The 13343-nt window shown below is 53.0% G+C and carries 11 protein-coding genes; 5 read left to right on the forward strand and 6 right to left on the reverse strand.

Features of this window, described 5'->3' with window-relative positions:
* Window positions 1-160: 160 nt before the first annotated feature.
* From J0A68_RS06715 to J0A68_RS06725, 3 genes are all read right to left on the reverse strand, one after another.
* Window positions 161-559, reverse strand: coding sequence for a type II toxin-antitoxin system VapC family toxin (locus tag J0A68_RS06715; RefSeq protein ID WP_206577708.1), 399 nt, complete (start codon window positions 557-559; stop codon window positions 161-163).
* Entirely contained in the window at window positions 556-798 is a 243-nt protein-coding gene (locus J0A68_RS06720; protein ID WP_206577418.1) for a hypothetical protein, read from the reverse strand. Before J0A68_RS06720 ends, J0A68_RS06715 begins: the two co-directional genes overlap by 4 nt.
* Window positions 799-876: 78 nt before the next feature.
* A complete protein-coding gene (locus J0A68_RS06725; RefSeq protein ID WP_206577419.1) occupies window positions 877-1536 on the reverse strand; it encodes a metal-dependent transcriptional regulator in 660 nt (219 codons plus the stop codon).
* Between the two features lie 195 nt (window positions 1537-1731).
* Here J0A68_RS06725 and J0A68_RS06730 point away from each other — a divergent pair, with 195 nt between their 5' ends.
* Together J0A68_RS06730 and J0A68_RS06735 are read left to right on the forward strand one after the other, a co-directional pair.
* The gene (locus tag J0A68_RS06730; protein WP_206577420.1) at window positions 1732-4011 is read left to right on the forward strand and encodes a TonB-dependent receptor; all 2280 of its coding nucleotides are present in this window, start codon (window positions 1732-1734) and stop codon (window positions 4009-4011) included.
* A 94-nt stretch (window positions 4012-4105) separates the two neighbouring features.
* On the forward strand, window positions 4106-5500 hold the full coding sequence (locus tag J0A68_RS06735) for a purple acid phosphatase family protein (protein ID WP_206577421.1): 1395 nt from the start codon (window positions 4106-4108) through the stop codon (window positions 5498-5500).
* 211 nt (window positions 5501-5711) lie between these two features.
* Here J0A68_RS06735 and J0A68_RS06740 read toward each other — a convergent pair whose 3' ends face one another.
* From J0A68_RS06740 to sdaAB, 3 genes are read right to left on the reverse strand one after another with little or no spacing between them, the layout of a single operon-like run.
* Complete coding sequence (locus tag J0A68_RS06740; RefSeq protein WP_206577422.1) at window positions 5712-7031, reverse strand: efflux RND transporter periplasmic adaptor subunit; 1320 nt, start codon at window positions 7029-7031, stop codon at window positions 5712-5714.
* 3 nt (window positions 7032-7034) lie between these two features.
* Window positions 7035-8378, reverse strand: coding sequence for a TolC family protein (locus J0A68_RS06745; RefSeq protein ID WP_206577423.1), 1344 nt, complete (start codon window positions 8376-8378; stop codon window positions 7035-7037).
* A gap of 31 nt (window positions 8379-8409) precedes the next feature.
* Entirely contained in the window at window positions 8410-9087 is a 678-nt protein-coding gene (gene sdaAB / locus J0A68_RS06750) for an L-serine ammonia-lyase, iron-sulfur-dependent subunit beta (RefSeq protein WP_206577424.1), read from the reverse strand.
* Between the two features lie 165 nt (window positions 9088-9252).
* Here sdaAB and J0A68_RS06755 point away from each other — a divergent pair, with 165 nt between their 5' ends.
* The 3 genes from J0A68_RS06755 to J0A68_RS06765 all read left to right on the forward strand — a co-directional run bounded on the left by J0A68_RS06755 (window position 9253) and on the right by J0A68_RS06765 (window position 13343).
* Window positions 9253-10056 (forward strand): aminotransferase class IV, encoded by an 804-nt coding sequence (locus J0A68_RS06755; RefSeq protein ID WP_206577425.1) that lies wholly within the window; start codon window positions 9253-9255, stop codon window positions 10054-10056.
* A 125-nt stretch (window positions 10057-10181) separates the two neighbouring features.
* On the forward strand, window positions 10182-11825 hold the full coding sequence (locus J0A68_RS06760; RefSeq protein ID WP_206577426.1) for a sodium/sugar symporter: 1644 nt from the start codon (window positions 10182-10184) through the stop codon (window positions 11823-11825).
* Window positions 11826-11834: 9 nt separating this feature from the next.
* The gene (locus J0A68_RS06765; RefSeq protein WP_206577427.1) at window positions 11835-13343 is read left to right on the forward strand and encodes a xylulokinase; all 1509 of its coding nucleotides are present in this window, start codon (window positions 11835-11837) and stop codon (window positions 13341-13343) included.

Below are 13343 nucleotides of genomic sequence, written 5' to 3' on the forward strand. Positions count from 1 at the left end.
GAGTATCCGCGAAAGATGCCGGCTTGGAAAGCACCCTGTGCAGAGTTGCGGATACCCATGTTTTTTTATTCCAAAACCCTTACCAGCAATCGCTCCGAGACTTTTTCGCTCAGACGTCGTTTTTGAATGCGCCTCCTGAAGCAAAGAGCCTTGGTTTGGTTTAGCGGATCACCCAATTTTTGATCTGGATATCGCTGATTCTTTCAAACTCGCCAAGATTTTCAGTAATCATGGTGAGATTCTTTTCTACCGCTGTACAGGCTATCAGGAGATCGAAATCACTGATCATCTTTCCGATCGATCGGAGTCTTGCCTTTTCTTTGCCGTACAGTCGAATGGCATCGAAAATGGGGATAATAAATACACTGCTTGACAGTGCCTCTATCAGTTGCATGTTTTTCCCGGGGTTTGAGCTGGTCTCTGCACCGTAGATCAATTCTGCAAGAGTAATCTCGGAGATAGCGCAATTTTGAATGCCCACCTCCGCAAATTTTTCCTGAAGACGATATTTACCCCTTAAAAAATGGACACAGATGTTTGTATCGAGGAGGTATTTTATTCAAAGCCAGATTGGTCTTTTTTGTCAATTCTCGATTCCCTGATGGCCTTGATGATGTCGTCAGAGTCCCTGTCGTCCTCCCATTTTCCGAAGAGGGAGTCGATGCCTTGCACTTCATTTTTGTGTTCAAGCGACTCGGTCAACCTTGTGATAAGTTTCTTTTTGGATCGCTTATCTAGATTTTTCAAGATGTCAAAATACTTCTCCAAGGCTTCGTTGTTCAGGGTGAGATTTGCCATACTTTTTTTCTGAATTTACGGATTTCTTGGGTTGTTATCCAAAACTGAAAAAGGTCTGGTCAAGTTTCAAAGGGGCAACTATTCCAAAATCCTCACCAGCAATCGCTCCGAGACTTTTTCGCTCAGGGTCTCCTGAGCATGTGAATCGTAGCTGACCACCACACTCAGGTCGTAAGCTTCGCGGGAGAGAATCCTGAGCTCTGTCCCCAAGGCCAGCTTTCGGCTGTTCAAAAACTCCAAAAACTCGGTTGAGGAGTTGGTCAGGGCGGTGAGCTGTACGGACTGCCCGGGCTTGCAGGTGGAGAGTGGCACGTAGGAAAACTCCTGCATTCGGCCTTGATTGTCCGGAATGGGCGAGCCATGGGGATCGATGGTCGGGTGGCCCAGCATCTCATCCATCCGCTCAAAAAACTTCGGGGCATGGATGTGCTCGATCTGCTCCGCCACCTCGTGCACCTCTTCCCAGCCGAAACCCATCTTTTTGACCAAAAACATTTCCGTCAGCCGATGCTTTCTCACGACTAGCGCAGCCTCTTTTTTGCCTTTGGGGGTGAGCGTCACCGGCTTATACTTTTCATACAGCACCAGGTCGCTTTTTTGCAAGCCCTTGACCATGCTGTTGGCGGTGGGCATGCTGACGTTCAGGCTGTTGGCAAGATCCGAGATGCTGACCTCGCCTTGGGGATTTGCGAGGTTGTAGAGTGCCTTGAGGTAGTTTTCTTCGGTGTAGGAAGCCATGGTTGATTTTGATTTCCAAAAATAAGGCAAGGAATATAAGAATAACAAATTTGTTAGAATGATCTAACATATTACTTTTGTGTATCTAACGGATGAGCTATGATAGGTCTTAGTGCCCTTGCTGGATTTCTAGCCATAAAAAATAAAATCGGGTTTTGGTGGATATTTTCCTTCAAATGCAATAAAGTTGCATTTATGAAATACATTGGAACTCGGGTAGTTGGCCTCCTTCTTTTTTTGCTGTGTGTCCACACTGGCTATGGGCAGCAGGTCCTGCGTGGGCGCGTACGCTCCTCGGGAGAGGCGCTGGAGTTTGCCAATGTGCTCATCAAAGACAAGGGGCTGGGCGCCACCACAGACAGCCTTGGGATATTTGAGATCAGGAATGTCCCTGCTGGTGACTATGTGGTGCAAGCTTCAATGCTGGGTTTTGCTCCCCAGTCCAAGCGGGTTTCCTTGCCAAATGGGGATCAGGAGCTGATTTTTGAGCTGGTTCCCTTGGATGCTTCCCTGGATGAGGTGGTCGTGAGTGGCACCATGCAGGAAGTGTCCAGGCTGGATAGCCCCGTGCCAGTGGAGGTCTATCGCGCTTCTTTTTTCCGGGCAAACCCTACGCCCTCGCTTTTTGAATCCCTGCAAAATGTCAATGGCGTTCGTCCGCAGATCAACTGCAACGTCTGCAATACCGGCGACATCCACATCAACGGATTGGAGGGCCCCTATACGATGATCCTGATAGACGGTATGCCCATCGTCAGTGGCCTGGCCACGGTGTATGGACTTACGGGAATTCCGCAATCCCTGATCGACCGGATAGAGGTGGTAAAGGGCCCTGCCTCGACGCTTTACGGTTCTGAGGCAGTGGGTGGCCTGATCAACGTAATCACCAAGCGCACTGAGGTGGCTCCCGTCGTGGCTGCGGATGCCTTCGTGTCTGGCTGGGGAGAAGTGAATGCCGACTTGGGCCTGAAAAGCTACTTTGGCAAGTCCTTGCAGTCGCTGACTGGTGTAAACCTCTTTTGGTATGACCATCCCATAGACAACAATGGAGACGGATTTACCGACCTGACTTTGCAAAAGCGTCTGTCGGTTTTTCAAAAATTCCAGGCACAGCGCAAAGGTGGAAGGACTTTCTCCCTTGCCGGAAGGTACGTGGCCGAAGATCGCTGGGGAGGACAGGTGGACTGGACCGAAGCGGACAGGGGAGGGGATGAAGTGTATGGAGAGAGCATCCGAACCAGGCGATGGGAGGCATTTGGGGTCTATCAGCTCCCCGTGCCTGGCACGGTCAACTTCCAATATTCCCTCAACGGCCACAAGCAAGACTCCTACTACGGCACCACGGCCTACCTCGCGGATCAGCGGATTGCCTTTGGCCAGCTGACTTGGGTAAAAGAAAGCGGCAAAAACAATCTCCTGCTCGGAGCAGCCTACCGCTACACGTTTTATGACGACAACACGCCGGCGACTGAGCAAAACGGCAGTGAAAACTCGCCTTCCCAGATCCATTTGCCGGGTGTGTTTGTACAAAACGAGTTTAAAATCAAGCCAAACCAGAGCCTGTTGGCTGGACTGCGCTATGACCACAACAGCCTGCACGGAAGCATCCTTTCCCCAAGGCTCAATTACAAGCTCAGCTCTCTGGACAAAAGCACCGTGTTGCGGCTTTCCGTCGGCAACGGTTTTCGCGTAGCGAACGTCTTCACCGAAGACCATGCCGCGCTCACGGGCGCGCGTGAGGTGGTTTTTGCCGAGGAGCTCGCTCCGGAGCGCAGCTGGAATGCCAACCTAAACCTGGTGAAAAAGATCTACTCCGACGGGGGCAATTTCTTTGGCATCGACGGCTCGGTGTTTTACACCTATTTCACCAACCGGATCGTGCCGGACTACGAGACCAATCCCAACCAGATCATCTACGCCAACCTGGACGGAAGCGCGGTATCCAAAGGAATCTCGCTCAATCTGGACGCGGCCTGGCAGTCTGGCCTGAAAGTGATGGCTGGTGCCACGCTGATGGACGTGAGTCTGGAGGAGAATGGCGAAAAGATCCGGCAGCTGCTCACGGAGCGCTTTTCGGGAGTGTGGAGCATCGGCTACGAGATCCATCCGCTCCGGCTGACCGTGGACTACACCGGCAATGTGTATAGCCCCATGCGCCTGCCGCTGCTGGGCGAGCTGGACGACCGGGCCGAGTATTCGCCCTGGTGGAGCATCCAAAACATCCAACTGACCAAGGCCCTAGGCGAAAGATGGGAAGTATACGGCGGCGTAAAAAACCTGCTGAACTTCACCCCTCCAGCCAACAGCATCGCGCGGGCCTTTGATCCCTTCGACAAAAATGTGGTCTTTGACGACAGCGGCCAGGTGGTGCCGACTCCTGATAATCCCCAAGCGCTGACTTTTGACCCGACCTACGTCTATGCGCCAAATCAAGGCATCAGGGGATTTCTGGGGCTTAGGTTTACGGTTTACTAGAGCTGGAAGGACTTTGTTTACGAAAAGGTAATTCAGCGCGGGATGAAGTGGTGGCGATTTTTGACTAGCTTACCGAACTAACTTATTTCAACTTATGTCCCGTTTAGTTTTCCGTCATTTTCTCTTTGTTCTCTTTCTGAGCCAGGCGTTTACCGCTGTTTCCCAAACCAAAATCGAATACCAGGAGCCCAAGTTTCGGCAAAGCTGGTCCAAGCCTTCCGAGCATCCGGATCGGATCGTCCTGAATTTCGGGCAGAATCCGGGTAAGGAAGTCAATGTGACCTGGAGAACCGACAGCACCGTGACCCAGGCGAAGGCCCAAATCGCCATCGCGACGGCGGCTCCGCGATTTTGGAAAAACGGACAGGAGCTTCCCGCCAAAACGGAAGTCCTCGATGCCAGACAGGTGAAAGACGCCGAAGTTTTGGCCCACTATCACTCGGTGGAGTTTCGGGATCTTTTGCCGGATACGGTCTATGCCTACCGGGTAGGGGACGGGGAGCACTGGAGCGAATGGTTTCAGTTTACCACTGCCTCCGAGACCGCGGGCGATAGGTTTTCCTTCCTGTATGTGGGGGATGCACAAAACTACGTCTTGGAGCTTTGGTCAAGGCTGATCCGGGAAGGGTTTAGGACGGCGCCGGATGCCAAGTTTTTTATCCATGCAGGAGACCTGATCAACATTGCCCACCGGGAGCAGGAGTGGCACGAGTGGTTCACCGCCGGTGGGTTTATCCATAGCATGATCCCATCTTTTCCCACTCCGGGAAACCATGAATACCGGGCTAAAAACCAAGAGGAAAGCGACAAAAAGGAACGGAGCCTCGCCGTACAGTGGAGGCCGCAGTTTACACTTCCCATGAACGGTCCCGAGGGGCTGGAGGAGACGGTTTATTACATGGACTACCAGGACGTGCGGGTGATTTCGCTCAATTCCAACAAAGATCACGAGGTCCAGGCGGTATGGCTGGAAGAGGTTTTGAAAAACAATCCCCAAAAATGGGTCATCCTGACTTACCATCATCCGATGTTTTCCGCCTCCAATGGACGGGACAACGAGGAGTTACGGGCGCTGTGGAAGCCGATCTTTGACAAATACCGGGTAGATCTGGCGCTGCAGGGACATGACCACGCCTATGCCCGAGGTCGTGTGTCTCCCGGCGAGAACGTCATGGACGGGGTCAATCTGAAGGACCAGACCGGGACTGTTTACGTGGTCAGCGTCAGTGGGGGCAAGATGTACGACATCGGCGACGACTGGACCGCCAAGGGTGGACAGCGTGACCGGATTGCCGAAAATACCCAGCTCTTCCAAGTCATCACGGTGGAAGGCGACCGTCTGAAATACGAATCCTACACCGCGGTCGGAGAGCTGTATGATGCTTTTGACCTAGTGAAGGGCGAGGACGGGACTAACCAGTTTGTCGAACTTCGGGTCAATGCAGTTCCGGAGAAAACCCACCAAAACACGGTTCCCTACAAGGATTGACAGGGGAAAACGGGAGCTTCGACTGCGTTCGGAATCGGAGACCTGAGTACGGCAAAACGTGGACTTTCAGATAGCCACAGCTGGCTGCTGGAATGGAGGCGGATATTGATGCTGTGAAAAATAAAGTGGGGTTCTTTTCCCTCGGTTACCAGCAAAAAGCCCGTGTCGACTCTCGACACGGGCTTTTGCTTTATTCGGTAAGGGACTTGGATCAATTCGAACCTGGGCCGCCTGTTTTCGAGGCGTTCTCCATCTTTTTGACCATGTCACCTTCTTTCAGTTCTTTGCTGACCACGAAATAAGGCCCGGAGATCACCTCGTCGCCTTCTTTCAGACCTTCCAAAACTTCGATGTTTTCATAGTCGGAGATGCCGGTTTTCACAGTACGGATCTTGGCGATCCCATTTTCGCTGACGAAGACCAGTTCCTTGTTTTTGGTGGTGCCGCCTGCGAGGGTATCCACTTGGGTTTCACGAGTAGTCACGGCTGCGAGAGGAATGGCAAGTGCGTCGTTTTTGGAAGTGGTGAGGATCTCCACTGAGGCAGTCATGCCCGGGCGGAAAGGGTAGCGGTTGCCTTCCTTCACCAGATCTTCATAGGAGCTGTTGAGGATTCTGATTTTCACCTTAAACTCTGTGACGGCATCCGCAGAGGTCTTGGTGTTGGCGGTGTTGGCGATGCTGGTGACAATTCCCTTGAATTTTTTGCCCAAAGCCGAGTAGGAATCCACGTCGATGAGCGTGGTGTCACCCAGGCTGAGGCGTACGATGTCGTTTTCGTTGACATCCACACGCACTTCCATTTTGGAAAGGTCGGCGATGGTCATCATCTCGGTACCGGCCATCTGCTGGGTACCTACCACACGTTCGCCCTTCTCCACCAAAAGACTGGAGACGATGCCCGAGACGGGAGAGTTCACGTTGGTGAGGCGGAGGTTTTCGGAGGCTTCGTTGACCGATGCCTGGGAGCTTTTGACGATGAACTCGGAAGCGATCACGTTTTGCTTGGCGGCCTCCAGGTCCTTGTCAGCGGAAATATAGTTGGCGCGGGCGGTCTCAAAGTCTGCGTCGGAGATGGCCTTTTCCTCGTACAGTTTTTTCTGGCGGTTGAAGTTGAGTTCAGCTTGAGTAAACTGTGCCTCGGAGCGCTGCAGGGCAGCTTTGGCCTGGGACAGGTTTGCCATCTGCTGGTTGAGGTTTGCGCGGGAGCGCTCCAAAGCCGAAATGAAGTTGTCGGGACGGATTTTGACCAGGAGCTTGCCCAGCTCCACGGAGTCACCCTCGACCACGTTGAGCTCGATGATCTCACCGGCCACGTCAGGGGAGAGCTTGACTTCCACCTCGGGCTGGATCTCGCCGGAGGCGCTCACCTTTTCGATGATGCTGGTCTTTTTGACCGTGGCAAATTCCACTTCTGTTTCTTTGGCACCGCCTATCCATCCGGCAGATCTGCCGATGATGGCGATGACGATGATGAGGCCTACTGCACCCAGCAGGTAGTAAAGGAGTTTGTTGGACTTTTTAGCAGCCATGGTTTAGTTGAGGTTGATGGGGTTACCGAGATAAAAATCTAAGACTTTCACTCTGAAAATGTAGGTGTATTTCGCGTTCAGCAGATCTGCTTGGGCATTGAAGAGGTTGTTTTGCGCTACCTGGAAGTCCACGGAGTTGATCGCTCCCAGGTCAAATCGTTGCTGGGCGATACGGAAGGTTTCCTGTAGGCTTTTTACCCGAGTGACTGAGGCCTTGTAAGACAGGTCGGCGGCAATAGCGCTGTTGTAGGCCGTTTCGATGTCCTGCCGTAGTTGGTTTTTCGCTTCCATGGCCGCTACCTCTTGGATGGCGGTCTGGGCGCGGGCCCTTTGCAGGCTGGATTTGTTGTTGAAATTCGTGAAAATTGGAATGCTCAGGTTAAAGCTTAAAGCCTGGGAGAGGTTGTCTTTGAACTGTTGGGAAAACTCCGGTCTATCCATGCCAAATACTTGATCCACATAGTTGGTGAAGACATTGGCTCCGACTCCCAAAGTAGGGTAGAAGGCACCTTTGGCAATTTTCTCTTGATATTCCGCACTCAGTACGTTGGCATTGGCAGCTTTGATTTCCGGCATGATGGTTACCGCCGTTTCGTAGATTTCCTCACTGGTCTCGGTGGCCATCAGGCCTTCTTGCATTTCAAACTCAGGCTCAATGACCATGAAGTCATCGGTGAAAGGAATCTGCATGGCTTGGGCCAGGTTGAGCTTGGCGGAGCGGTAGCTGTTTTGCGCATTGATGACCTCGAGCTGGTTGGTCGCGTTTTGCGATTGGAGATCCAGGTAGTCCGACATAGGCAGGGAGCCAGCATCCACGAGTTTTTTGGTGCGGGTCATCTGCTCCGTGGTGGTGGAAAGCTGGTTTTCGGCGATCTTCACCTGCTCCCGATTGAAGACCACGTTGATGAAAAGGTTGATGACGTTGAGCGTAATGTCGTTTTTGGTCGCTTCCAAACTATACAGTCCGGCTTCGAGATCGGTTTTTGCCTGAGCGATGGAGTTGTTGATTCTCAGCCCTTGGAACAATGGCATGTTGGAGCTTGCCTGGAAGTTCACGTTGCCGATCCGGTTGGTTTCAAAGAGGTTGGTGACCGGGTTGATGGATCGGCCCCAACGCACCCCGTAGCTGGAGCCAGTGGAGAGCGAAGGATAGCGCTGCCCCTTGTTTTGAAGTAGGGTCGCTTCAGTGATCTCCTGGTTGAGTTCGGTGCGCTTCAAGGTCAGGTTGTTTTCCAGCGCGATGTCTATTGCCGTCTGTAGGTCATAGGGGCCGGGAGGCACCTCCTGTGCCCAGGCTCCGAGGGACACACTGAATAGAATGCATGCTAGCGTAAAAATCTTTCTCATAGGAATCAGTTGGTTTTGTCTGGGTTTGGGATTAGAGGTCGATGTCGGGAATGTAGATCAGCTGGGAAATCCACGGCAGGGACTTGAGGTATTGGGTAGTGATCTCGCGGATCCCCGAGTCCATCTCGATCACATGACAGGCGACGTCATGCTTGCCCTTTCTCGACACGGACATGGTGGCGATGTTGGTTTTTTCCTGGGCGATCACGCTGGAAATAAAGGCGATCGCTCCCGAGATATCCTCGGCTTTGATGATCAGGGTGTGGTTTTGGGCAGAAAAATTGGCCACAAAGCCATCCACCTCCGCAATGTTGATCACACCACCGCCCAGGCTTTCGCCCACGACCTCGATCTGCCGCTCACCTTTTCGGAGATTCAGCTTGATCGTGTTGGGATGATGGATAGAGGAGTTGCCTATGGATTTGAACTTGTAGCTTAATCCTCTTTCGGCAGCGAGTTCGAGGGCGTTTTTGATCCTGGGATCGTCGGTCTTGAAGTCCATCAGCCCACCCAGTATGGCCCGGTCGCTGCCATGGCCTTCGTAGGTTCTCGCAAAGGAGTTGTAAAACGTGATGGAGGCCTCGTCGGGGATGCCGCCGAGTACCCGTATTGCCGCCCGCGCGATCCGTACCACCCCCGCTGTATGAGATGATGAGGGGCCGATCATCACCGGTCCTATCATATCAAATACGCTGCTTTTGTTTGCCATGGCGACTTCTTGTCCAATTTTGGTGCTAACACTTTTCCTGTCTCAAGAATAAGGTATTTTTTGTATTGTTTCGGCATTTTTGGGGCGCTAAGGTGGTTTTGTTTGCTACTTTTAACAGCCCTTTTTCTGAACAAAGTCTATATCTGATCGAATCTGAACACTTTTATGAGCGAAACTGATACAGTTTACGTCCTGCAGGCTCCGACCGAAGCCTGGGTAGCAGCTTCCGAGGTTCAGATCCCCAACCGGGCAATGAATTTTGGAGACGGACTGTTCGAAACGATGGTTTTTGACGGGGCGTCTATCCGTTTTTTCGACTTCCACCTTGAGCGGCTTCGGCAGGGTATGGAGCTGCTCCAGATCGAGGGCTTCGATTCCCGGTTTTACGATTTGGAGACATGGATCAGGGAGCGCTTCAGCGGGCGGCAGTTGAGAGTCCGCTGGAACGTCTATCGCGCTGGCGCCGGAAAGTACACCCCCGAGGTCGAGGGCGCTTGCCAGACCTTGCACCTTCAGCCTTTTGCTCCTGCGCCCGCCGTGAAGGGCAAGACCTCCTTTGCCGAGGAGGTGTCCCTTTTTCCCTTCCCATGGAGTGCATGCAAGACGCTCAGCGCCTTGCCTTATGTGATGGCGGCGCAGGAGCGCAGGAAGCGTGGCTTGGATGAACTCATACTGGCGGACTACCGGGGAAAAATCTCCGAGGCCAGCTCCTCCAATATCTTTTGGAGAAGGGGGAAGAAGGTCTATACCCCGGCGCTTGGCTGCGGCTGCATCGCGGGAGTGGGGCGGAGGGCTATTTTGGAAAAAATCCCTCGGCTCGTCACCGAGGGCGCCTTTGGAGCCAATGAGCTTTTGGGAGCGGAGCAGGTATGGACGTCCAATGTGACGGGTGTTAGTTATTTGGAAAAAATCGATTCGGTGGAATTTTCTACCGAGCCTTGGGAGCCTCTGCTCGAAATTTTTGAATAAATCCACGCTCTCCGATTTTTTTGCTGAGACCTTTCTGCCAAACCCTTATATTTAGCGACCTTAAAATGTAAAATTTAAACTAAAAGACTCTAACATTACCCAAAACCACCAACCAAAGCTCTAACATGCTGCTAGAACCCATTGACCTCATTGTCTTTTTTGGCTACTGTTTCCTGATCATAGGAATGGGCATCTTCGTCTCCCGGGAGAAAGAGGGCCACGTCAAAAACTCCTCCGATTACTTTCTGGCTTCAAAAGCCCTCCCTTGGTGGGCGGTAGGAGCTTCCCTGATCGCTTCCAACATCTCCGCCGAGCAGTTTATCGGCATGTCCGGCTCCGGCTTTGCGCTCGGCCTGGCGATCTCCACCTACGAGTGGATGGCTGCGGCGACCCTGCTGGTAGTGGCGATCTTTTTCCTGCCAGTATATATCAAGAAGGGCATCTACACCATGCCGGGCTTCCTGCTGGATCGCTACGACACCCGCGTGCGTACCACGATGGCGGTCTTCTGGCTACTGCTCTACGTATTTGTCAACCTGACCTCCGTGCTCTATCTGGGCGCGCTCAGCTTGAACACCATTCTCAACGTCCCCATGACCTACGGGATCATCGGCTTGGCGCTGTTTGCCATGATCTATTCCATCTATGGTGGCCTGAAGGCAGTAGCCTGGACGGATGTGATCCAGGTCGTGTTCCTCATCGCCGGAGGCTTGGCCACCACTTACATTGCCTTGCAGATGGTCGGTGGGGGAGATGCCTGGGAGGGTCTGGGAGTGCTTCGCAAAGAAGTCCCCGGTCACTTCTCGATGATCCTCAGCAAGGGGGAAATGATGATCCCCGACGGCAAGGGCGGCGAGCGCGATGCCTATTTGGATCTTCCCGGCCTGTCCGTGCTGATTGGCGGGATGTGGATCACCAACCTGAGCTATTGGGGATTTAACCAATACATCACCCAGCGGGCCCTGGCTGCAAAGAGCCTCGACGAAGCCCAGAAGGGGATGATTTTCGCCGGATTCCTGAAGCTCCTCATGCCACTGATCGTGGTAGTCCCTGGCATCGCTGCCCTGGTCATCGTCAACAACGGCATCGACGGCGCCTTCATCGAATCCATGAAAGATCCGGTGACCGGCATCATCAAGTCCGATCGCGCTTACCCTACCTTGCTTCAGATTTTGCCCGTAGGATTGAAGGGATTGGCCTTCGCGGCACTGACCGCGGCGATTGTCTCCTCACTGGCTTCCATGGCCAACAGTACCTCGACCATTTTCACGATGGACATCTACAGCAAGTACTTTGGCAAGGAGTCTTCCGAAGCCAACCACGTGAGAGTAGGGCGAATCACCGCCATCGTGGCTTTCGTCATTGCGGCGATCGTTGCTCCAGCGCTCGGACAGTTGGACCAAGCCTTCCAGTTTATCCAAGAGTACACCGGCTTCATCAGCCCAGGGGTATTTGCGATTTTCTTTTTCGGGGTATTTTGGAAGAAAACCACTTCCAACGCAGCCCTGGTGGGCGCAGGCTTGAGTATTCCGCTTTCCGTGGTGCTGAAGCTCGTTTTCCCTGCATTGCCGTTCATCGACCGCATGGGCGTGGTGTTCTTGATCTTGGCGGCGCTGATGATCGCCATTTCCCTGGTGGAAGGCAAAGGCAAAGACTATCCCAACAGCATTGACGTCAACGCGGAGCTGTTCCGCACCAGCACTGGATTCAAGATCGGCGCTATCCTGATCTCGGGTATCATTGCGGCACTTTACACTATTTTCTGGTAACCAAAAAGAATGAGAAGACTACTATTGGGCCTTGACATTGGAAGCTCCTCTGTCAAGGCTTCACTACTTGATGCAGATACGGGAAAGTCCATTGCCTCCAAGGCTTTTCCCGAAGAGGAAATGGGAATCGAAGCCCCCGAGACAGGATGGGCAGAGCAGGATCCCGAGATGTGGTGGCGCTATGTCAAAGAGACCATCGCCTATGTCAAGCAAAATGCCTCGGTAAAGGCCGGTGAACTCAAAGGAATAGGCATCGCCTATCAGATGCATGGGCTAGTGTGTGTGGACAAAGACCAAAACGTCCTGCGTCCCTCCATCATCTGGTGTGACAGCCGTGCGGTTGCGATTGGGGAAAAAGCGTTCCGGGGGCTTGGCGAAGACTATTGCCTCCCTCATTTGCTGAATTCCCCGGGAAATTTCACCGCCTCCAAGTTGCGGTGGGTGATCGAAAACCAGCCCGAAATCGCCGCCAAAATCCACAAAATCATGCTTCCGGGTGACTTCATCGCCATGAAGCTGAGCGGAGAGATACTGACTTCCGAAACGGGCCTTTCCGAAGGGATATTTTGGGATTTCCAGGAAAACGGCCTGAGCGAGAAGCTGCTGAAGCAGATGGAAATCCCCAAAGAATGGATCCCAAAAGCCGTTCCTTCCTTTTCTCTCCAGGGAAAAGTCACCGAAGCTGCTGCCAAGGAGACGGGCTTGGAAGCTGGTGTGCCGATCTCCTATCGCGCCGGAGACCAACCCAACAATGCCTTTTCCCTACAAGTACTCAAGCCAGGCGAGCTCGCCACGACTGCGGGTACCTCGGGGACGGTTTACGGAGTCTGCGACACGCCGCTCTATGATCCGCACTCCCGAGTCAACACCTTTGTCCATGTAAACCATGCCGAGAAAAAGCCTTCCTACGGCGTATTGCTCTGCGTAAATGGCACCGGCATCCTCAATTCCTGGCTGAAAAAGGTCATGGGAGGCAAGTGGATTTCCTACGAAGAAATGAACGCCATAGGCAACGGCGCCCCGATAGGCTCAGAGGGTTTGGCCTTCATTCCTTTTGGAAACGGCGTGGAGCGCATCATGCAAAACAAGCCGGTAGGCGCGCATCTGCTCGGTCTTGACCTCTTGAAGCATGACCGCAAGCATGTCGTCCGTGCCGCCCAGGAGGGGATCGTGGCTTCCCTCACCTTTGGATTCCGGATCATGAAGGATATGGGGATGAACCTCAAGACGGTGAAGGCTGGCCGCGCAAATATGTTCCTGAGTCCCTTGTTCAGAAAGACGTTTGTTCAGATGAATGAGGTAAATTTGGAACTGTACGACACCGACGGAGCCCAGGGTGCGGCCCGTGGCGCCGGGATAGGAGCGGGAGTTTTTGCCGGTGAAGCGGAGGCTTTTGAAGGCCTGGAGCTGCTGGAGACGCTGGAACCCAATCCGATCTTTAGCCAACCCTATATGGACGCTTACTTCCACTGGGAAAACAGACTGAACGAAATCCTCAAATCCGGAATCGCCGGGTAG

Source organism: Algoriphagus oliviformis (genome assembly GCF_017254915.1).
In the GTDB taxonomy this organism is placed as follows: Bacteria; Bacteroidota; Bacteroidia; order Cytophagales; family Cyclobacteriaceae; genus Algoriphagus; species Algoriphagus oliviformis.